The following is a 19063-nucleotide window of genomic DNA, read 5'->3' on the forward strand; positions in this document are numbered from 1 at the left end:
ACCGGGGCCGGCACGCCTTATGCTGCCTGCACGGTGGGCGGCCGCCCCGCCATGTTCATTGCAGTATCGCAAGTCGGCCGCGCTCGCTATCATCGCCTCGCCATGCCTACCGCCGCCCTGCTCACCGATGACCTGATCGCCTTCCTGCAAGGTGGTCGCCTGCTGACCGTGGCGTCATGCGACGCTTTCCATAGCCCTGCCCTGGCGCCGGCCATAGGCTGCGAAGTCGCCCACGACCGAAGCAGCCTGACCGTATTGCTGGCACGCAGCCAGGCCGGCCGCCTACTGGCCGATGTCGCCGCCAATGGCGGCTTGACCCTGCTGTGCTCGCAGGCCGGCCAATCGCTGCGCTTGCAGATCAAGGGGCGCGACGCGCGCGAAGTCGCTATCGGCGCCGCCGAGCGGGCTTTGCTCGCCCGCCAGCGCGAAGCATTGGCGGCCGAACTGCTGCCGCTTGGCTTTGCCACCGCCTACGGCTACGCACTATGCGACTGCCCGGTCGATGAACTGCTGGGCCTGCGCTTTACCCCTTGCGAAGTACTGCGCCCCTTGGCAGGCATGCCCAATAGCCACGGATACCGGTCATGAACCCGCTGGATATCGAACAGATCCGTGCCTGCTTCGATGGTGGCCTGCCTTGTCAGATCGCCAGCTGCTCGGTCGATGGCGTGCCGGATGTCTGCGAAATCGGCCAGCTGCATTTTGTCGATGCCCAGCATGTCGCATTGCCGTATGCACATACGGGCACGCTACGCCGGAATCTACTGGTCAACCCACGTCTTTCCGCTTGCGTGACGCATCCCGCCAGCGCCGCCCGCTTCCGTTTGGCGCTGGAGTATCAACGAACGGAATCGGAGGGCCCGCTCTTTGTCGGCATGCGCGCCAAGCTGGCCGGTAGCAATGGCGCCATCCCCCTGTTGGGCGCCGATATTTGCCGGGTGCTGGCCGTGGAGGCCCTGCCCGGCCCACGCCTGCCCTTGCCGCCGCCGCCTTGCAACCGTCTGGCGGCCGTTCGGCAGTTGTCGCAGCGCCTGGCCGCCGCGGACGAACTCTCGCAGGCATTCGACCTGGTGCTCGACGGCCTGGCGGGACAGATGGGCATAGATCACGCCCTGGTGCTGTGTGTGGATGAGTCCGGCAAATGGCTATATACCGTGGCCAGCCGCGGCTACGCCCAATCCGGCGTGGGTTCGGAAGTGGAAATCGGCCGAGGCTTGATCGGCATCGCCGCGCAATTCCGCCATCCGATCAGATTGGCCAGCCTGACCAGCGACTACGGCCATGCCGCCCTGCAAGGTGGATCGGTGCCCATGGGCGGCGAAATTCCCTTTCCCACCCTGCATCAACCACACAGCCAACTGGCCGTTCCGATCGAAGCGGGCAACTGGCTGGCCGGCGTGCTGTACGTGGAAAGCGCCGAAACACGCCGATTCGATTTCGAGGACGAAGACGCACTGGTTGCCGTGGCCCAACAGCTTGGTTTGGCCATGCGTTGGCTGACCCGGCCGGTCGAGGCGCCGGAACCCGTACCGGAGCCTCCGTCTCCGCCGGCCGCGCCACCGGTAGGCAGCCCGGTGACCATCCGCTACTTCGCCACCTCGCAAAGCGTCTTCATCGATGAGGACTACCTGATCAAGGGCGTGGCCGGCGCGGTACTCTGGCTATTGCTGAACGATCATGCCCGCGATGGCCGCTGCGAATCGAGCAACCGTGCGCTGCGGCTGGATCCCAGATTGCGCCTGCCCGACTATGACGACAATCTCGATACCCGCCTATTGCTGCTGCAGCGGCGGCTGGCGGAACGTTGCGACTATCTGTTCCTGGACAAGCTGGGCCGCGGCCGCATCCGCCTACGGGTGGAACGCCCTCTGCGCCTGGTGGATGGCGAATTGACGCCGGCCACTTGAGTAGCGGCGGCGGAACCGTCCGCGCGCACCGACGATAGTTAAAAAAAAAGGCCGCATTACGCGGCCATAAGTCCCAATTCAGCTACTCGAAAGAGCCGTTTGGGCAGATACCGACCGCAGCGGGGGGGTGTGCGGCAAGCATCGGAGCATTCGGGGGTAAAGCGGTTCAGTTGGTGCTCAAGGCGACCGTGAGCTTGCTCCAGTCCTTCGGCGGCAAGAGCGCCCGCATCATGGCGAGTACGCCATCGAATACCTCGGCGGGTGCGCCGTAGCGGAGCATTTCACCCAACATCAGGGCGCGTTCGTCCGGCGCCAGGTTGGGCATGGTCCAACGCAGCATGGGCAACATATGTTCCGGTGGCGTGGCGGTGACGATGGCACGCTCCATGGCAATGATTTCATCGTCGCTGTGGGTCTCCCACAGCACGCGGTTATTGATGCTTTCTTCCACCGCCATATGTTCCAGATTGTCCGACACGAACATGGCCAACTCGCGATAGAGCCACTCGCCGGCGCTTTCCAGGTTGTAGTTGTTGGCTGAATCGACCGTGCTGGCGACATCCTGCAATTGCTCGATGGCATGCAGGTGCGCCATGTGATCGGTCGCAGCCTGCCTGGTCGAGCCAGGTTGGCGCGCTTCCATGGCGGGATGGATAACCCGGTCTTCCTGGGTAAGATGAATGCGGAATACGGTAAGCAACTCGCGCACCGCGGCAATGCTGGCCGTGCGATTGGCCGTATCGCGCCAGTCGGTCCGGCCGACTTCCAGCAATACATGGCTGAGATAGGCGCGCAATCCCTTGTGTATCAAGGCATAGATATCGTAGCGGCGGTAGTTGCTCTGCATTTCCTGTCTCCTGCCCGGCATTTGTTGGCCGGCTATGTGGACGACAGTTTGCCTCTGGACGAGAAAACGCTCCGCTAAATCAAGGCTAAAAAAAGCCTAAGTTTTCCCTAAGGCGGCTCAGCCACTGCGTAGATCGGCTGCTGTACAGCAGCGCCCCTGAACCGGAAGCAGGCGATATGCCATGTGACGGCTCCAAGCTTGTCCAGTGCGTGAAGTGCAAAGGCAGCGTGGTTTTTTGTAAGCGTGGCTTGATACTTGGTGGCACGCTGTTATCTAGCCCTTTTGCCAGGGCCAAAAATATAATTCCGGCGGCATTATACATATTTCCCGTGTAAATCCATTCTAATTAATTAATATGAGGCGAATTTATGATGAAGAGAAAACTAAGGGCTGCATTTTTATTGTCCAGCGTGCTTGGGGCGGCTAGTCCGGTGTTTGCCGGAGTGTGGTTTAGCCCGGTGTGGACGAGCAAATTCGTCTTCCTTAACTACGACACCGCCTCTTCCTTTGATTTAGACCTTGGAAATCCCGTGGCGGACAATGGCAATGAAATCAAGGAGGGAGAAGATCACCGTAATTTCAAGACACCCACTTTTACCGGAGAAAACTACGGCAGCTATACCTTCAATTGCGGTCTCGCCCACGGCGATCTCGGTTGCAAATCAGCCTCGATCCACGTACCGCCTGCGACCATGGTAAATGGCCGCATCCAGCCGGCGCAGGTGGTCATTCCCATCCAGGTCAATGCGACGATACGGGGAGAGCGCTTCTCTCCGGAGAGCGGTAGCTGCTATAACGCCAGCTACCGAATTCTCATGACGATGAACGAAAATGAGCGCCGTGCCATGACTTATTCTCTTATCACGTCCCTCTGCCACGTTGGTATTTTTCAAGGCGCCTTTCCATCACGATTTTTTTTCAATTTAGAGACGGATAAGAACGGATTCCCCGCCGAGTTTCACAATGGGAATACCTTGGTTTGGGCGCCCAGTCCCTATGGGGGCAATTATGAGAATCTCAATTACCTGGGCTGGCTCGCGTGGAATGGCGAAATGTGGGATACAACCGCGCGGTCCAACCCGCTTAATTCGGGCGTATGTGTTTTACCTCCTGCTTCAAGGGGGGGCAATACGGTAACTTGCCCGACGGACTTTAAAAATTATTGAAATACAAACAATTGCATCGGGATCGAAAGGCGCCTCAGCAGGTGTTGGCGGGTACGCTGAAGCCCGATTGCAGCAGTACCGTGGCCTCGAACGGCTCATCCGTCAGCAAGGGCACGATCTTGCGTAATTGCAGGCGCTGCTCTCCCTCGGCACAGACCGCGATCAAATAGGCGGGGTCCGGCTGCAACAGCATAAACCGCCAGCGATCGGCAGGATCGTTCAGTTCCGGCTGGGTAAATAATTCCACCTGCCCTGCCGCGCCAAGCTCGAAGCGGAATTGATCCAGCGGGATGGATAGACCCAGGCCACGTGCTTTGATATAGGACTCCTTCAGGGTCCAATACTGGAAGAAGCGCGCCTGCCGCTCGGACGCGGGAAGTCGGAACAGGGCTTCCACCTCGGAGGGAGCGAAAAAGTGCGCTGCAATGTCGACAGGGGCCGGACGCTCGACGATATTCTCGACATCCACGCCCAGTGCCGTGCCACAAGCTATCGCCAGCACGATCAAGCTATCGGTATGGGAAAGATTGAAGACGATACGGCCGGCCAGCTCGCCGGCATTGGCGATCTCGGGCCGACCATGGGCCGTGGCGCGGAAACACCAGTCCTCTGGCGCAATAGGCGCATAACGCGACAACACCGTCCGCACCAAGGCACGGGTAAGTAGGTAACGATGCCGGTCCTTGGCGAAATGGAAACGATTGGCCTGCTGCCGCTCGGCTTCGCTCAGCAGTCGCCAATACGCAGCCAGCAAACCCTCATCGCGAATATCGGCAAAGGAAACGCACCACAGCGTAAGTTGCCCGGGTTCCAATGCCAGTCTTGAAGTAAGGTAATTCATCGAATGAGTCGCTGCACCCAATTGCTTCAGCCTTGGGCCGAAAGTTTCGTGCAACGCATCAGCAGCACCCGCTTGGCGTAATGCTCGTTGCACCAGCGATGCTTGGCGGCGACTTCTTCAGGAGCGCTTTCGCTGAGGGCGAAACCCATCGATGCGTAAAGGCCGTGCAGGTTTTCGAAGGGCAGACAATATAGTTCGTCGAATTCGGGGCGGTCGATCAGCCAAGTAATGATCTTGCGCGACAGGCCAAGGCCCTGGTACTGGTCGAAGACGTACATGCCGCCCAGCTCGGCCGTGCGCGATCCAACCGACACCACGCGGCCTATACCTGCCGGCACGCCATCGACTTCGGCAATAGCGATGCTGTCACCTGGCTTCGAGGCGACAAAATCTACTTCGGAATAGCGTTGATTGACCCAGTCCAGTTCATCGGGATGGGCGGCGCGGACGGTGATGGTGTGGTTCGGCATAGCGCACAATGCTAAACCAATTTGCGCTTAGGCATTGAAGGCGGCGACGCGGCTTGCTGCCAGCCACCGCTTACAATCTGCCACACGCTTGTCTCACCCGACCCGGGACTGGTCGAAGGAGCCGACGTAAGCCTTTGAATTTATTGGCGCGCCCACCTGGGATCGAACCAGGGACCTTCAGCTTCGGAAACTGACACTCTATCCAACTGAGCTATGGACGCAACTGCAGAGGAGCGCAAGGATAGCCGTTTTGTGTTGCACCGTCCAGCCACAAGCGGCCGCGTTTGGTCACCGATGGCAATCCCCGCTATAATCGCCGGGTTTTTCCCGTACCGTAGTTCACTACACAAGCGCATATAAAAAGGATGGCAGCATGAGCGAAGCGCAAGCCGACTCCCAGATGTCGGCCAAGGCCCTTATCGGCATCGTACTGGCCGCAATTGTCGGCATCCCGGTATTTATCCTGCTGGTCATCCAGTTGGCCACCGGCGGCATGAAGAACAACGCCGCCAGCCCCAGCATGACCAATGAAGCCGTGCTGGCGCGGATCCAGCCCATCGGCCTGGCCAAGCTCGACGACTCCGGCCCACCTGGCAGCCGTAACGGCAAAGCAGTATACGAAAGCGTCTGCATGTCCTGCCACGCCGCCGGCCTGGCCGGCTCGCCCAAGTTCGCCGATGCCGGCGCCTGGGGTGCGCGCATCAGCAAGGGCTTTGCTACGCTGGTGGAACACGCCAACAAGGGTCTGGGCGCCATGCCGGCCAAGGGCGGCGCGGCGGATCTGACCGACGACGAAGTAGCCCGTGCCGTTGCTTACATGGGTAACGCCGTCGGCGCCAAATTCACCGAACCGCCGGTGGCGGCAGGTGCGGCTGCGGGCGGCAAGATCGACCCCGCCGTCAAGGGCAAGGAAATCTACGATTCGGTCTGCGTGGCTTGCCATGGCACCGGCGTTGCCGGCGCGCCCAAGTTCGCCGACAAGGCTGCCTGGGCCTCGCGCCTGAAGGGTGGTGTCGAGGAAGCGATCAAGACCGCCGCCAAGGGCATCAACGCAATGCCGGCCAAGGGTGGCTACACGGGCTCCGACGCCGAGTTCCACGCCGCTGCGGAATACCTGATCAACGCCTCCAAATAAGGCGTACCCATCAGGAAAAGGCGCATCGGGGATGCGCCTTTTTTCATGTCCGGGCGCCTCGCGGCACCAGTGATACAATCCCTATCCATATGTACCCAAGTCCCTGCCGAGAACAATCATGGCCCTGATGATCACCGATGAATGCATCAATTGCGATGTGTGCGAGCCGGAATGCCCGAACCATGCCATCTCGCAGGGCGTCGAGATCTATGAGATCAATCCGGATCTGTGTACCGAATGCGTCGGCCATTTCAACGAGCCGCAATGCCAGCAGGTCTGTCCGGTAGACTGTATTCCGCTTGATCCCGAGCGCGAAGAAAGTCGCGAAACGCTGATGCAAAGGTACGAAATCATCGTCGCTCGCGGGTAAGCCACGCTTCCCGCTCTCCATCGGCAGCTTGGCATGGCTATTGCAGCATTTTCCTGCCATGCGTGCCGAACCTATAGAACCCACCCGCTCCCTAGCCGGTACTTCGCCCCACGTCGAAGCGAAACCGCCCTCACATGCCCCGCCGGGCTTTGACAGCTGGCTAGCGCATGCCCTGGCGGCGGAACCGTCCCGGCCAGACCCCACCCTACAGTCCGGCCCGGCCGATTTCGGCCTGTGGGGCGTCACACCCGATGCCCACGGGCGCCTGGATCTGGATGAAGTCGCCAGCAATCTGCGCGCCACCTTGCCGGCATTCGCCGGCAATCTCGGCAAGGTTTGCCGTGGCGGCGGCATCGCCGTACCGCCGCTATTGCGAATGGAAGCCGGCGGCGCTGCCGGCATACCCGCCCTACCCTTTGATACGAGAGAACAGGCGCTCCAGCAGCTATTCGAAGCCTGGCCTGGCATTGCCCGGCAGTTCAGGCGGCTGATGTCGGGATTCGGCTTTGTCCGCTGCAGCGACGCGCTGCGCGCCTATCAAAGAGTGATTGGACGCCTGGGCCCCAGTCGCCTGGCCCACACCCTCGGACAGCATGGCGATGCACACGCCTCGCCGCGCCTGGCGCTGGCTTTCGACGGCAGCGTAGCCTGGCTGGAGGAAGTCAGCACCGGCCAATGGCGGCCATTAGCCAATCTGGAGCAGTTGAGCCATGAGCTTTTGGATGGCGAAGGATTGGCCACGCAAAGCACGGCCCGGCCCTCCGTCTCCATCGAACAGGCATTCGACCCCATAAGCGCGCGTCTGCGCGCTGCCCGATCAAGGTAGCGCGCGTCTGCGCGCTGCCCGATCAAGGTAGCGCGCGTCTGCGCGCTGCCCGATCAGTAGCGCAGGTCTGCACGCCACCCGCTCGCGGTAGCCGCCGCCCTAAGCCAGATTCAAGCCGATCACGCCCAATACGATCAAGACAATGGAGACCAGCTTGAGCGGACTGATGCTCTCGCCGAACAGCACGATGCCGATCACCGCCATCAAGGCGGTCCCGGCACCGGCCCATACCGCATAGGCAACGCTGACTTCCATACGCTTGAGCACGATCGACAGCAGCCAGAACGACAAGGCATAGGTCAACACGAAGCTGGCGGTAGGCAGCAGTTTGCTCATGCCGTCCGACAGCTTGAGACTGGTCGTCCCGATCAGCTCCGCCACGATCGCCGCGACCAGTAATAGCCAGATTTTCCACATCATTTTCACCTACGTTTGCGATTTGTCCGTATACCGGTGTCGTAATGCCGCAGGCAATGCGTCCAGCTTTGTTAAACTTGCGCCATTTTCCATCTCGACCTGAAGGCACCTTATGGCCCAATACGTTATGTCCATGCTCCGCGTGAGCAAGGTTGTGCCGCCCAAGCGGCAGATCATCAAGGATATCTCCCTGTCCTTCTTCCCCGGCGCCAAGATCGGCCTGCTGGGCCTGAACGGCTCGGGCAAGTCCACCGTGCTCAAGATCATGGCTGGCGAAGACAAGGAATTCGAAGGAGAAGTTCAGCACCAACCGGGCATCAAGGTCGGTTACCTGGCGCAGGAGCCACAGCTGAACCCGGCCAACACCGTCCGCGAGGAAGTGGAATCGGGGATGGGCGAGATCTTCGAGGCCAAGCAAAAACTGGAAGCGGTCTATGCCGCCTATGCCGACCCCGATGCCGATTTCGACAAGCTGGCCGAGGAACAGGCCCGCTGCGAAGCCATCTTGTCGACCGCCGGCCAGGACCTGGAAACCCAGATGGAAATCGCCGCCGATGCGCTGCGCCTGCCGCCCTGGGATGCCAATGTCGGTGTGCTGTCCGGCGGTGAAAAACGCCGCGTGGCGCTGTGCAAGCTGCTGATGTCGCGTCCGGACATGCTGCTGCTGGACGAGCCCACCAATCATCTGGATGCCGAATCGGTGGACTGGCTGGAGCAGTTCCTGGTGCGCTTCCCCGGTACCGTGGTGGCGGTGACCCACGATAGGTATTTCCTCGACAATGCCGCCGAATGGATTCTCGAACTGGACCGCGGCCACGGCATCCCCTGGAAAGGCAATTATTCCAGCTGGCTGGAGCAGAAGGAAGCCCGGCTCAAGCAGGAAGAGTCCGGCGAATCGGCCCGCCAGAAGGCTTTGAACAAGGAACTGGAATGGGTCCGGCAAAGCCCCAAGGCCCGCCAGGCCAAGTCCAAGGCCCGTATTGCCCGCTTCGAGGAGTTGAACTCGCAGGAGCAGATGAAGCGCAACGAAACGATGGAAATCTTTATCCCCATCGCCGATCGCCTGGGCAATGAGGTCATCGAATTCGAAAATGTCAGCAAAGCCTTCGGCGATCGCCTGCTGATAGACGACCTGAGCTTCAAGGTTCCGCCTGGTGCCATCGTCGGCATCATCGGCCCGAACGGCGCCGGTAAATCGACGCTGTTCCGCATGATCGCCGGGCAGGATGTGCCGGACAGCGGTACGGTCAAGATCGGCAACACCGTCAAGATGGCCTATGTCGACCAGAGCCGCGGCGCCTTGAACAGCGACAAGACCGTCTTCGATGAAATCGCCGAGGGCCGCGACATCCTGCAGGTCGGCCGTTACGAAACGCCCAGCCGCGCCTATATCGGTCGCTTCAATTTCAAGGGCGGCGACCAGCAAAAGATCGTCGGCAATCTATCCGGCGGCGAACGCGGCCGCTTGCACCTGGCCAAGACCCTGATCGCCGGCGGCAATGTCCTGCTGCTGGACGAACCGTCCAACGACCTGGACGTGGAAACCTTGCGCGCGCTGGAAGATGCACTGCTGGAGTTCGCCGGTTCGGTCATGGTGATCAGCCATGACCGCTGGTTCCTCGACCGTATCGCCACCCATATCCTTGCCTGCGAAGGCGATTCGAAGTGGACCTTCTTCGACGGCAACTACCAGGAATATGAAGCCGACAAGAAGAAACGACTGGGTGAAGACGGCGCGAAGCCAAAACGTATCCGCTACAAGCCGATCAGCCGCTAAGCTGACTTAAGCCAGGGGCCGGCGGTCCTCCCCGCCGCCGGCCTCCTTATCCTGCAACAGGAGTACTGAACCAATGAAGAAGCTCTATTTTTCGGCACTGGCCTTGATCGCGCTACTGAGTACCGCAGCCATTGCCGCGCCCAAGATGTCCGCTGTCCGCGACCAGATCCAGCCCGTGGCGGCGGACAAAGGCCGTATCTATTTTTACCGGGACAGCAGCTTCTTCGGCATGGGCGTACAGCCCGAGATTCGCCTGAACGGCGAGACCATCGGCCAGTCCTCGTCCGGCACCGCCTTCTTTGTCGATCGCGCCCCCGGCCAATACGAGGCGTCGGCCAAGGACGATGCCGGCAGCAATAGGCCATTCGCCGTCGAAGCAGGTAAGGTCATCTATTTCAAAACCAAGATTTCCATGGGTTTGTTGTCAGGCCACTTCAGCTTCAACGAAATGCCGGCGGAGCAAGCCACACTGGAAATGAGCAATCTGAATTACTCCGGGCGGCAGGATCTGCTGGCCACGCCGGGCAGTGTGCCGGTAGCCGCGCCCGCGGCCGCTCCGGCAGCGCACGAGGCACCCGCCAGCGCCGCGGTGACCACCACCACGCTGGACGCAGCCGCCGCCCCGGCCGCCGCTCCGAATCTTTCGATGGACTCCAGCATCCAGTCCGACAAGGATCTGAAGCTGGGCACCTGGTCTTACGATGCCGAAAAACTGGCGCAAAAGCATGGCTGTGTCAGCAATGGCAGCGGCGCCTGGGTGATTGGCAAGCAGCAGGGCGTCAATGAAACCTATCGCATCCGCTGTGCCGACGGCAGCAAGTTCCTGGTGGTGTGCGACAGCGGCGAATGCCGACCGATCTGAACGCTTGACCGATCCAGCCGTCATTCCTGCGGGAGTGACGGCATTTCCCCTGTCAAGCTACGCTCACTGGTAAAGCACCGTAGCTCGCCGCTGACCGGATCGGCGAATTCGATCGATCGGGCCAGCAGTTGCAAAGGCTTGCTGAAATCCTCGCCCTTGTGCGCCAGCACTTCGGGGTAAAGCGGATCGTTCAGGATGGGTATGCCCAAGCTGGCCATATGCAGGCGCAGCTGGTGCTTGCGGCCGGTATGCGGCTCCAGGCGATAGCGGGCGTACTCCCCCAGCCTTTCGATCAGGTCCACCCTGGTTTCGCTATTCGGCTCGCCCGCCACCTCATGCATGGCAAATGCCTTGCCGCTTTCCACCATGCGGCTGCGATGCACATGCGGCAAGTCCAGCGAGGGTCGATAGGGTGCAATGGCTTCATAGCGCTTGCTGATCTCGCGCCGCTCGAACAAGGTCTGGTAAGCGCCGCGATAGGCCGGGTCGAGGCAGAACAGCACCACCCCGGCGGTTTCGCGATCGAGCCGGTGCACGGGTGTCAATTGCGGCAGGTCCAGTTGCTTGCGCAAGCGTATCAGCAAGGTTTCGTGCAGATACTGGCCCGACGGGATCATGGGGAGGAAGTGGGGCTTGTCCACCACCAGCAGGCGCTGGTCACGGTGCAGCACCACCGCCTCGAACGGGACGGGCATTTCCACCGGCACTTCGCGGTAGTACCAGATCCGTCCACCTTGCCGGTAGGGACTGTTGGCGTCCAGGGGCCCTTGATCGCCCACCAGATCGCCCTTGGCCATGCGCTGCAACAGCACGGCTTCGCCCACGTGTGGAAAGCGCTGGATCAGGAAAGCCAATAGATTGGGCCATTGGCCTTCGGGCAGCCAAAGATAGCTGGGTGCGATACCGTCGCGCAAAGGAAGAGGAGCAGTCACGGCAAGTCGAATCGAATGAATAATGACGCAGTCTACCTTGGCCCTCGCCACCGTTCAGCCGGCGCGATTGGTATTTTCAATCGCTTCTTTTTCCCGGCCAGGTCGCTTTGGCCGGTAAAATAAGCACTTACATCGCTTTATTCCGCATCAATTCCAGACACAAGAGAACTTCGCCATGCCGATCTTCGGCCTTGGGCTACACGTCATCGTGGCCCTTTATTTCGCTGTCCACGCCATTCGCAACGGTCAAAACATGTATTGGCTGTTTGTATTGTTCGCCTTTCCCATGTTGGGCAGCATCGTCTATTTCGCGGCGATCTACTTGCCCGCCATACGCCAGGGCCGTAGCGGCATCCTGGCCAAGCGCGCTTTCAATCAATTGGTCGACCCCAATCGCAATCTGCGCGAAGCCCGCAAAGCCTTCGATCTTCTGGCCACCGTGGACAATCGCCTGAAGCTGGCAAATGCCCTGCTCGATACCGGCGCCGCCGACGAAGCCCTGCGGCATTACCAGGAAGCCGCCCAAGGCCCTTTCGCCCGCGACCCCGCCCTGCTGGCCGGTCTGGCGCGCGCTCAGTTCAGCACCCAGGACGCAGCCGGCAGCCTTGCCACGCTGGAAGCGCTGTTTGCCCACCGGCCGGAGGCACGGCGCCAGCCCATCCCCGCCCTGCTGTATGCACGCGCCCTGGCGGCCGGCGGCAGCGAGGCCAGCCGATCGGCCTTCGAGTCCGCCTTGGCGGTCGCCAGCGATCCGGAACCCAAATGCCATTTCGCCGACTGGTTGATGGCACGCCAGGACCCGGCCGATCAGGACCGCGCCCGTGCGCTGTATGAAGAGATCATCAAGGACAGCCGGCATTGGCACAGCCATGCCAAATCGATCAACAAGGAATGGCTGCAACGCGCCCGCGCCGGCGTGGCCAAAGCCACTGCTTAAAGGGTACTCATGAACACCGCCACCCATACCGGCCAAGGTCTTACCCTGGAAAAAATGCTGACCGACCTGGTGGATTTCTATGGCTGGCCCGACCTGGGCCAACGCATTGAAATCCGCTGCTTCCAGGTAGACCCGAATATCAAATCCAGCCTGTCCTTTCTACGCCGCACGCCATGGGCGCGCGCCAAGGTGGAAAGCCTGTACGGCAAGTACCTACGCGATCTGGCCAAGCAATTGAAGCAGGCAGCGGCGGAACAGAACGATTCGCCGCAGTAAGGCGAAAAAAAGGGAGCGTCCCGGACGCTCCCTTTTTTGCCTGGATGGCAACGTTTATCAGTTCTGCTGGATACCAGCGACCACCCAACCCGCGCGGCCCTTGTTCGCCTTGGTCAAGTGCCAGATTTCGTCGAAAGGCATCGCACTGCCGTCCGCGGTTTCGCGGACCAGCCCATGGAAACGCACGCTGGCGATATCACGGTGCCCTTCCTGCACGTATTCCAGCAACTCCGCGTCCACATTGACCACATCGGTGTGATTGGATGCACCCTTGCGTTCGTTGATCTCGAGCTTCACCTCGGCAAACATCTCCGGGGTAGTGAACTCGCTGATATCGTCCAGGTCGGCCTTGTCGTAGGCCGCTTGCAAACGAACATAATTGACCTTGCCCACCCGCAGGAAAGCTTCGACATCGAAGCCCGCCGGATAGACGCTGGCGCCGCCCGACGCGGCGCTGACCGGCTTGAAGGGAGTTGACCCGGCCGGTGATTTCTCGAAGGAAATCGGGCTATTGCCCGCTTGGCCGGCACCCGGCGCACCTGCGTATTGCATCCCCTGCGCCCCCTGCATGGCCGGCTTGTTGCGATTCATGAACCAGCGGATGGCCAGGAAGGCGACCCCGGCCAACAGCGCCAACATGATGAAATTGCCCATGCCGGCGCCAATGCCGAGATGCGAGAACAGTGCCGCCAGACCCAGCCCGGCGGCCAGGCCGGCAAGGGGGCCCATCCAGCTACGCTTGGGTGCCGGTGCTGGCGCGGCCTGTACCGGTTGATCGGCCTTGCGCTGAGGCGCGGCGTCGCGCTGCGGCGTGACATTGCGCTGCATACCCGAGGACCGTCCACCGCCGAAGCGCTTGGCTTCCGCCTCGGGCGCCAGGATGGCCACACTGACGAACAGCGCGAACAGGGTTGTGAAAAAACGCTTCATTTCAGCTTACTCCTATTGAAAGCCGGCTTAGACAGACTCAATCGAGCCAGGCCGAACGAATTGCCATGCCTGGCCAAAGCGGGCCAGTCATTCCCATCATAGATGGATGCGGGCTCGCGATATTACAAGCGATCTGCTTTGACAGGGAGTTTCGTAGACCACGCCCAATAAAAAAGGTTCACGCCTATCGCCATCGGCAAAGCCGGCCAGGCGCATTAAACTGCGGCATCGATGGACTCATGCCCAAGGTATCAAAGCCATGCCCCCCTCCCCTCTTTCTACCGCTGCGGAACGCCAAGCGCTTCGCCGCCAATGCGATATCGTCGTACCCGGGTTTCCGCAGCTTTCACCCGCAGCGGAGTTTCGTGCCCTGGCCGACTGGTGCGAGGCCAAGCAGATCGAGCATGACAGCTATGGCGAGGGCGAGTTGCTGGCCAGCCTCGAAAGCAAGCTGGCCAAGCTGTTGGGCAAACCGGCGGCGGTTTTTATGCCCAGCGGCATCATGGCGCAATTGGCGGCGGTGCAGATTTGGGCGGAACTCAGCGGCCACCCGCGCTTTGGCATGCATCCGACTTCGCACTTGGCCATCCATGAGGAAGAAGCCTATCAGGCACTGCTCAAACTGCATGGCGTGCCGGTCGGCAATCGCTTGCGGCCCATCACGGCGGCCGACCTCGAGGCGGTCAAACAGCCACTGGCCTGCCTGCTGGTGGAGCTCCCCATCCGCGAAGCGGGTGGCCAGCTGCCAAGCTGGGAAGCCTTGCAGGCACTCAAGGCCAAGGCAGCCGAGCGCCATCTGCCCCTGCATATGGATGGCGCCCGGCTATGGGAAAGCCGCGCCTATTACAATCGATCCCATGCCGAGATAGCGGCGGGGTTCGATTCGGTGTATGTCTCCCTCTACAAGGGCATAGGGGGCGTGGCCGGCGCGGTGCTGGCCGGCGAGGCCGACTTTATCGCCAATGCACGTTTGTGGCAGCGCCGCATGGGCGGGGTGCTGGTACAGCAGAGCCCGATGGCCGCCTCCGCCGCCATGCGCCTGGACGAACGCCTGGCACAAATGGATGCCTGCTATCAGCGTACCCTGGATCTGGCCGAAGGCTTGCGTCGCATCGCCGGTTTGCGCGTCAATCCCGCCGTGCCACACACCAATATGCTGCACCTCTACTTCGATGCGGAGGCCGAAGTGGTGATGTCCGCCCGCGATGCGCTGGCGAAGTCGGATCGCTGCTGGCTGATCGGCAATGTGCGCGCCACGGAGGTACCTGGCTGGAGCTATACCGAGCTCAATGTGGGCGGCAACCTGCTCACGCTGGAGAACGCGCAAGTCATGCCGTGGTTCGAGCAACTGCTCGCGGCATGCCGGGCAAGCCGAAACGACGCCGGCGGTTGAAACGCCGCCGCCCTGCCATTTGGAGCAGAAATCATGGAAAAGCCATACTCGCCGGCCTGCGAGCGCAACCGCGATCCCATCCTGGCGCAATTGCGCGACCACTTCCGCGATAGCCGGCGGGTGCTGGAAATCGGCAGCGGTACGGGCCAGCACGCCGTGCATTTCGCTCAAGCGCTTCCTTATCTGACGTGGCAGACGTCGGACCGGCCCGCCCATCTCGCCGGCATCCACGCCTGGCTGGACGAAGCCGCCCTGCCGAATACGCCGGCACCGCTGGCCTTCGATGTAGACGAGGCATGGCCAAGCGGCACCTTCGATGCCATATTCAGCGCCAATACCCTGCATATCATGAGCTGGGCGCAGGTTGAACGGCTGTTCGCCGGGCTACCGGGGCTTTTGGCGGACAACGCCAGGGTGGTTATCTACGGCCCTTTCAACTATCAAGGGCAATTCACCAGCCTGAGCAATGCGGCCTTCGACGCCTCGCTCAAAGCCCAGGACCCACAAAAAGGCATACGCGATTTCGAGGCGATTTTCGAACTGGCCCAACAGGCCGGTCTCGACATGCTCGAGGACCATGCCATGCCGGCCAACAATCGCTGCCTGGCGTGGCGCACACGGCGGGGGTGAAAGGCGCCCGTCGGCGTCTGATTTTCACACCATACGAGGTAGAAACAGGGTCACTTCAGTTACGGTCGTTTATTCCTTAACGAAACATGGGTAGCATAGAATGCATACAAATTCGCATAAGAGACGCCGCATGAAATCCGCCTACGCCCTACTCGCCGCCGTCTTGCTTGGCAGCGCGACCTTCAGCGCCCAAGCCGCCACCACCCATCAGCCAAGCGGGATCGCTTGGCAAAAGGGAGATGTGCCGGCCGCTTTTGCCCAGGCCAAGGCTGCCAAGAAACCGCTATTCCTGTATTGGGGCGCTGGCTGGTGCCCACCATGCAACCAGGTCAAGGCAACCATTTTCAATCAGGAAGCCTTTATCGAGCGTACCCGTCAGTTCATACCGGTCTATCTGGACGGCGATAGCCCCGATGCGCAAAAGTTGGGCGCCCAATTCAAGGTGCGCGGCTATCCCACCATGATCCTGTTCAAACCGGACGGCACCGAAATCACCCGGCTTCCGGGCGAGGTCGATGCGGATCGCTACCTGAAGGTATTGACCCTGGGCCTGACGGCGGCACGGCCGGTCAAGGCCACCCTGGCGGCCGCGCTGGTCGATGGCAGCAAGTTGGCGGCCGATGAATGGCGTCTGCTGGCCGACTATTCCTGGGATACCGACGAGGCCCAGCTGGTCGCGCCGGACAAGCTCGCCGCCACACTGCAGAAGCTGGCCAGGTCCGTGCCTGCCCAACAGGCGGATATTGCCGCGCGCCTGCAATTGAAAGCGCTGGCCGCAGCCGGCAACGGCAAGGATGCAGCGGTGGACAAGGCGGCCGGGCTAACCACCTTGACCGCTGTCCTGGCCAATCCGCGCCTGACCCGCGACAACTTCGACGTCCTGGTGAACTACGCACCGGATATCGTGGCCACCGTTACGGCAGCCAAGTCGGCGCCGCGTGCACAACTGCTGGCCGGCTGGCAGGCAGCGCTGCAAAAACTGTCCAGCGACGGCACGCTTTCCACCGCCGACCGCCTGGGCGCGGTGATCGCGCAGATTTCGCTGGCGCAGTTGGACAAGGATAAGGAGGCCCTGCCGCCAGCGCTGCTGAAAACCGTCAGGGAGCGGGTAGCGCAAGCCGACAAGGCGACCACCAATGGCTACGAGCGCCACGTGGTCATCAGCACGGCCGCCGATGCGCTCAGCAGCGCCGGCCTGTTGGACGAGTCGGATAAATTGCTGCAGGCGGAACTGAAGCGCTCGCAATCGCCCTACTACTTTATGCTGGCCTTGGCCGGCAACGCCAAGGAGCGGGGCGACAAGGTCGCGGCCTTGAATTGGTATGAACAGGCCTACCATGCCTCCGAGGGGCCGGCTACCCGCCTGCAGTGGGGTGTGACTTATATCAACGGCATCATCGAACTGAGCCCGCAGGACGATGCCCGCCTGGACAAGGCCGTGCAAAGCGTATTCAAGGAACTGGGGGAATCGCAGAATGTGTTCTACGAACGCAACCGCCGTTCGCTGGAAAAGCTGGTGAGCAAGCTGGCCGCCTGGAACAAGGGCAAACAGCATGAGGCCAGTATCAAGCTGGTGCAAACCCGGATCGAAGGGCTGTGCAGCAAGCTGCCAGCCAGCGATCCGCAGCGGGTCACCTGCCTGGGATTGCTCAAGCCGAAGGCATAGCGCGGCACCCCGCCCGGACTAAAGCCAGCCGGTCAGGCTGGCTTTTTTTCGCTCGCGTGCCGTACGGCGGCACGACATGCCACGCTTGCCCACACGGTCCGGCTTGCTTATTGAACTTCAAGCAATTAGTAAAAATAAAATGCAAAATTCGAAAGAAAACCCGCCACGTAACCCGAAAGTCACATGTACTTATAATCCAATTAACATCGACGGGAATTTTTAATATGTTCGATTCCATCAATCCGGGCCAACCCGCTCCCCCTTCCATGGACGATATAACCGCCGCGCATCAGGAAGACGCGATGGCAACGAGCAGGAAAAGAAAGCATCCCGACCCAAAATCAGGCAAAAAGCAAAGCCATCTGGAAACAGCCCAATTCGAGATACGCACACTGACGGAGAAGGATCTCGCCAATTACAGATTGTTATTTAACGACGGCACCGCATTAAAAAAATACGGCTATCAGAAGCCGACACCGAATAAACTGGAGAGCAACCTGGCCAAATGGACCGAGCAAAGCAAGCACCACTTACCGTGGGTGTATGCCGTCTATTCCAGGCACTCGTCCACCTTCGCAGGGCATGCAATGCTGGAAGAATTCAACGAACCTCGGAGTCTGGACGCCCCCGAGAACTACACGCCACCGCCTTCCATTCGATTTAGCTGCCTCCTTAAAGACAACTACCAGGCTGAGGACGTGAGCGAAATTACCGACGCAGTATGCGCTGATTACGCTCGGCATAATAACAACCTGGATCCAACAACAACCAGCGCACGCAAACCAGTAAAATTTTTTATTAAATACGGCGACACTTTTATACTTTCCGCTTACCAGCACGCAGGTATTACTTGCTCTTCGGCCGAACGCTCCATCCAAAGTTGCAGCTTGGCGCACAAGAGTTCGGGGTATATTTTCCATCACCCACAGCAAGAGGGAGATCCACGCAGGTCAACCGGCAATCTTCTAGCAGAGAAGATGCAGATCTATGCAGATCGCAGGCTCGCCATCATTGCCAGAAATCAAGCTGCGGGCACGCAACTATAATTGCGCCGATATTGCTGTTGGCAGGCTGCGGTTGTCGCCCCGAAAACAATGACAACCACGCCTGCAAAGCGGCATCTATAGCGCGCACCCCATGGATCCGGCTCAGAACGCGCCGAGGAAATCCTTCTTGCCGACTTGCAAGCCGTTATGGCGGAGGATGGCGTAGGCCGTGGTGATATGGAAGTAGAAATTGGGCAGCACATAGGTCAGCAGATAAGGCTGGCCCTGGAAGCGGGTCTCCTTATCGCGGCGCTTGAGGACAATGGCGCGGTCTTCGCTGCCGTCGATCTGCTCGACACTGACGCTTTGGATAAAGGCGATCGTCTTGGCGATGCGGGCCTGCAACTCGGGGAAGCTCGCTTCGGTATCGGGATAGCTGGGAACCTCGATGCCGGCCAATAGCGCGGCGCAGGTCTTGGCGGCATCCGCTGCGATCTGCACCTGACGGTTGAGCGGGAACATATCGGGCGCCAGACGGGCATTGATCAGCACGGCTGGATCGATCTTGCGCACTTCCGCGTCGGCGGCCGCTTTTTCCAGAATGGCCGACAGGTTGCCTAGCAGGCGCACAAAGACAGGGACGGACGCTTGGTACATGGACAGGGACATCTTGTTCACTCCAGGTAGTGGGGAAG

General features: G+C 60.5%; 21 protein-coding genes and 1 tRNA gene. 14 read left to right on the forward strand and 8 right to left on the reverse strand.

Annotated features, from left to right (window positions below):
* Positions 1–51: 51 nt before the first annotated feature.
* Both FNU76_RS06495 and FNU76_RS06500 read left to right on the forward strand, forming a co-directional pair.
* Positions 52–588 (forward strand): hypothetical protein, encoded by a 537-nt coding sequence (locus tag FNU76_RS06495; protein WP_144277425.1) that lies wholly within the window; start codon positions 52–54, stop codon positions 586–588.
* Positions 585–1907, forward strand: a complete 1323-nt coding sequence (locus tag FNU76_RS06500; protein ID WP_144277426.1) for a GAF domain-containing protein — start codon at positions 585–587, stop codon at positions 1905–1907. The genes FNU76_RS06495 and FNU76_RS06500 overlap by 4 nt, the downstream gene beginning before the upstream one ends.
* A 166-nt stretch (positions 1908–2073) precedes the next feature.
* Here FNU76_RS06500 and FNU76_RS06505 read toward each other — a convergent pair whose 3' ends face one another.
* On the reverse strand, positions 2074–2754 hold the full coding sequence (locus tag FNU76_RS06505) for a hemerythrin domain-containing protein (protein ID WP_179958377.1): 681 nt from the start codon (positions 2752–2754) through the stop codon (positions 2074–2076).
* Positions 2755–3122: 368 nt separating this feature from the next.
* Here FNU76_RS06505 and FNU76_RS06510 point away from each other — a divergent pair, with 368 nt between their 5' ends.
* Positions 3123–3920, forward strand: coding sequence for a DUF4179 domain-containing protein (locus FNU76_RS06510; RefSeq protein WP_144277428.1), 798 nt, complete (start codon positions 3123–3125; stop codon positions 3918–3920).
* A gap of 34 nt (positions 3921–3954) precedes the next feature.
* Here the strand turns inward: FNU76_RS06510 and FNU76_RS06515 are convergent, their stop codons facing one another.
* From FNU76_RS06515 to FNU76_RS06525, 3 genes are all read right to left on the reverse strand, one after another.
* Positions 3955–4761, reverse strand: coding sequence for a 4'-phosphopantetheinyl transferase family protein (locus FNU76_RS06515; protein WP_144277429.1), 807 nt, complete (start codon positions 4759–4761; stop codon positions 3955–3957).
* A gap of 26 nt (positions 4762–4787) precedes the next feature.
* A complete protein-coding gene (locus tag FNU76_RS06520; RefSeq protein WP_144277430.1) occupies positions 4788–5231 on the reverse strand; it encodes a GNAT family N-acetyltransferase in 444 nt (147 codons plus the stop codon).
* 144 nt (positions 5232–5375) lie between these two features.
* A tRNA-Arg gene (locus tag FNU76_RS06525) sits at positions 5376–5452 on the reverse strand.
* A gap of 152 nt (positions 5453–5604) precedes the next feature.
* On the opposite strand from FNU76_RS06525, the gene FNU76_RS06530 reads away from it, so the two are divergent.
* From FNU76_RS06530 to FNU76_RS06540, 3 genes are all read left to right on the forward strand, one after another.
* Positions 5605–6366 carry a c-type cytochrome gene (locus FNU76_RS06530; protein ID WP_223879250.1) on the forward strand — a complete coding sequence of 254 codons (762 nt, stop codon included), beginning with the start codon at positions 5605–5607 and terminating at the stop codon, positions 6364–6366.
* Positions 6367–6484: 118 nt separating this feature from the next.
* A complete protein-coding gene (locus tag FNU76_RS06535; RefSeq protein ID WP_144277431.1) occupies positions 6485–6736 on the forward strand; it encodes a YfhL family 4Fe-4S dicluster ferredoxin in 252 nt (83 codons plus the stop codon).
* 58 nt (positions 6737–6794) lie between these two features.
* Positions 6795–7562 (forward strand): hypothetical protein, encoded by a 768-nt coding sequence (locus tag FNU76_RS06540; RefSeq protein ID WP_144277432.1) that lies wholly within the window; start codon positions 6795–6797, stop codon positions 7560–7562.
* Between the two features lie 99 nt (positions 7563–7661).
* On the opposite strand, the gene FNU76_RS06545 is transcribed toward FNU76_RS06540, so the two are convergent.
* Positions 7662–7982: a DMT family transporter gene (locus FNU76_RS06545; protein WP_223879251.1), complete on the reverse strand. Its 321-nt coding sequence runs from the start codon at positions 7980–7982 to the stop codon at positions 7662–7664.
* 109 nt (positions 7983–8091) lie between these two features.
* On the opposite strand from FNU76_RS06545, the gene ettA reads away from it, so the two are divergent.
* Together ettA and FNU76_RS06555 are read left to right on the forward strand one after the other, a co-directional pair.
* A complete protein-coding gene (ettA, locus tag FNU76_RS06550; RefSeq protein WP_144277433.1) occupies positions 8092–9756 on the forward strand; it encodes an energy-dependent translational throttle protein EttA in 1665 nt (554 codons plus the stop codon).
* A gap of 73 nt (positions 9757–9829) precedes the next feature.
* Complete coding sequence (locus FNU76_RS06555) at positions 9830–10618, forward strand: DUF2846 domain-containing protein (protein ID WP_144277434.1); 789 nt, start codon at positions 9830–9832, stop codon at positions 10616–10618.
* 20 nt (positions 10619–10638) lie between these two features.
* Here FNU76_RS06555 and FNU76_RS06560 read toward each other — a convergent pair whose 3' ends face one another.
* Positions 10639–11550 (reverse strand): RluA family pseudouridine synthase, encoded by a 912-nt coding sequence (locus FNU76_RS06560; protein ID WP_223879252.1) that lies wholly within the window; start codon positions 11548–11550, stop codon positions 10639–10641.
* Positions 11551–11725: 175 nt separating this feature from the next.
* On the opposite strand from FNU76_RS06560, the gene FNU76_RS06565 reads away from it, so the two are divergent.
* On the forward strand, positions 11726–12487 hold the full coding sequence (locus FNU76_RS06565; protein WP_144277435.1) for a hypothetical protein: 762 nt from the start codon (positions 11726–11728) through the stop codon (positions 12485–12487).
* A 9-nt stretch (positions 12488–12496) separates the two neighbouring features.
* Entirely contained in the window at positions 12497–12763 is a 267-nt protein-coding gene (locus tag FNU76_RS06570; RefSeq protein ID WP_144277436.1) for a VF530 family protein, read from the forward strand.
* Between the two features lie 57 nt (positions 12764–12820).
* On the opposite strand, the gene FNU76_RS06575 is transcribed toward FNU76_RS06570, so the two are convergent.
* Positions 12821–13693: a Tim44 domain-containing protein gene (locus tag FNU76_RS06575; RefSeq protein WP_144277437.1), complete on the reverse strand. Its 873-nt coding sequence runs from the start codon at positions 13691–13693 to the stop codon at positions 12821–12823.
* A gap of 259 nt (positions 13694–13952) precedes the next feature.
* Between FNU76_RS06575 and FNU76_RS06580 the strand changes: the two genes are divergently transcribed.
* The 4 genes from FNU76_RS06580 to FNU76_RS06595 all read left to right on the forward strand — a co-directional run bounded on the left by FNU76_RS06580 (position 13953) and on the right by FNU76_RS06595 (position 18428).
* Positions 13953–15086, forward strand: coding sequence for a threonine aldolase family protein (locus tag FNU76_RS06580; RefSeq protein WP_144277438.1), 1134 nt, complete (start codon positions 13953–13955; stop codon positions 15084–15086).
* A gap of 33 nt (positions 15087–15119) precedes the next feature.
* Positions 15120–15716, forward strand: a complete 597-nt coding sequence (locus FNU76_RS06585; RefSeq protein WP_144277439.1) for a DUF938 domain-containing protein — start codon at positions 15120–15122, stop codon at positions 15714–15716.
* Positions 15717–15846: 130 nt separating this feature from the next.
* Complete coding sequence (locus FNU76_RS06590; protein ID WP_144277440.1) at positions 15847–17382, forward strand: thioredoxin family protein; 1536 nt, start codon at positions 15847–15849, stop codon at positions 17380–17382.
* Between the two features lie 224 nt (positions 17383–17606).
* The gene (locus FNU76_RS06595; protein ID WP_144277441.1) at positions 17607–18428 is read left to right on the forward strand and encodes a hypothetical protein; all 822 of its coding nucleotides are present in this window, start codon (positions 17607–17609) and stop codon (positions 18426–18428) included.
* 102 nt (positions 18429–18530) lie between these two features.
* On the opposite strand, the gene FNU76_RS06600 is transcribed toward FNU76_RS06595, so the two are convergent.
* Positions 18531–19037 (reverse strand): DUF1993 domain-containing protein, encoded by a 507-nt coding sequence (locus tag FNU76_RS06600; RefSeq protein ID WP_144277442.1) that lies wholly within the window; start codon positions 19035–19037, stop codon positions 18531–18533.
* Positions 19038–19063: the final 26 nt, after the last annotated feature.

The organism is Chitinimonas arctica (assembly GCF_007431345.1).
GTDB classification, from domain to species: Bacteria; Pseudomonadota; Gammaproteobacteria; order Burkholderiales; family Chitinimonadaceae; genus Chitinimonas; species Chitinimonas arctica.

Bases quoted from the DNA above. Each gene is read 5' to 3' on its own strand.
- FNU76_RS06495 (WP_144277425.1), top strand. From the start codon at position 52: ATGTTCATTGCAGTATCGCAAGTCGGCCGCGCTCGCTATCATCGCCTC.
- FNU76_RS06500 (WP_144277426.1), top strand. From the start codon at position 585: ATGAACCCGCTGGATATCGAACAGATCCGTGCCTGCTTCGATGGTGGC.
- FNU76_RS06505 (WP_179958377.1), bottom strand. From the start codon at position 2,754: ATGCAGAGCAACTACCGCCGCTACGATATCTATGCCTTGATACACAAG.
- FNU76_RS06510 (WP_144277428.1), top strand. From the start codon at position 3,123: ATGATGAAGAGAAAACTAAGGGCTGCATTTTTATTGTCCAGCGTGCTT.
- FNU76_RS06515 (WP_144277429.1), bottom strand. From the start codon at position 4,761: ATGAATTACCTTACTTCAAGACTGGCATTGGAACCCGGGCAACTTACG.
- FNU76_RS06520 (WP_144277430.1), bottom strand. From the start codon at position 5,231: ATGCCGAACCACACCATCACCGTCCGCGCCGCCCATCCCGATGAACTG.
- FNU76_RS06530 (WP_223879250.1), top strand. From the start codon at position 5,605: ATGAGCGAAGCGCAAGCCGACTCCCAGATGTCGGCCAAGGCCCTTATC.
- FNU76_RS06535 (WP_144277431.1), top strand. From the start codon at position 6,485: ATGGCCCTGATGATCACCGATGAATGCATCAATTGCGATGTGTGCGAG.
- FNU76_RS06540 (WP_144277432.1), top strand. From the start codon at position 6,795: ATGCGTGCCGAACCTATAGAACCCACCCGCTCCCTAGCCGGTACTTCG.
- FNU76_RS06545 (WP_223879251.1), bottom strand. From the start codon at position 7,982: ATGATGTGGAAAATCTGGCTATTACTGGTCGCGGCGATCGTGGCGGAG.
- ettA (WP_144277433.1), top strand. From the start codon at position 8,092: ATGGCCCAATACGTTATGTCCATGCTCCGCGTGAGCAAGGTTGTGCCG.
- FNU76_RS06555 (WP_144277434.1), top strand. From the start codon at position 9,830: ATGAAGAAGCTCTATTTTTCGGCACTGGCCTTGATCGCGCTACTGAGT.
- FNU76_RS06565 (WP_144277435.1), top strand. From the start codon at position 11,726: ATGCCGATCTTCGGCCTTGGGCTACACGTCATCGTGGCCCTTTATTTC.
- FNU76_RS06570 (WP_144277436.1), top strand. From the start codon at position 12,497: ATGAACACCGCCACCCATACCGGCCAAGGTCTTACCCTGGAAAAAATG.
- FNU76_RS06575 (WP_144277437.1), bottom strand. From the start codon at position 13,693: ATGAAGCGTTTTTTCACAACCCTGTTCGCGCTGTTCGTCAGTGTGGCC.
- FNU76_RS06580 (WP_144277438.1), top strand. From the start codon at position 13,953: ATGCCCCCCTCCCCTCTTTCTACCGCTGCGGAACGCCAAGCGCTTCGC.
- FNU76_RS06585 (WP_144277439.1), top strand. From the start codon at position 15,120: ATGGAAAAGCCATACTCGCCGGCCTGCGAGCGCAACCGCGATCCCATC.
- FNU76_RS06590 (WP_144277440.1), top strand. From the start codon at position 15,847: ATGAAATCCGCCTACGCCCTACTCGCCGCCGTCTTGCTTGGCAGCGCG.
- FNU76_RS06595 (WP_144277441.1), top strand. From the start codon at position 17,607: ATGTTCGATTCCATCAATCCGGGCCAACCCGCTCCCCCTTCCATGGAC.
- FNU76_RS06600 (WP_144277442.1), bottom strand. From the start codon at position 19,037: ATGTCCCTGTCCATGTACCAAGCGTCCGTCCCTGTCTTTGTGCGCCTG.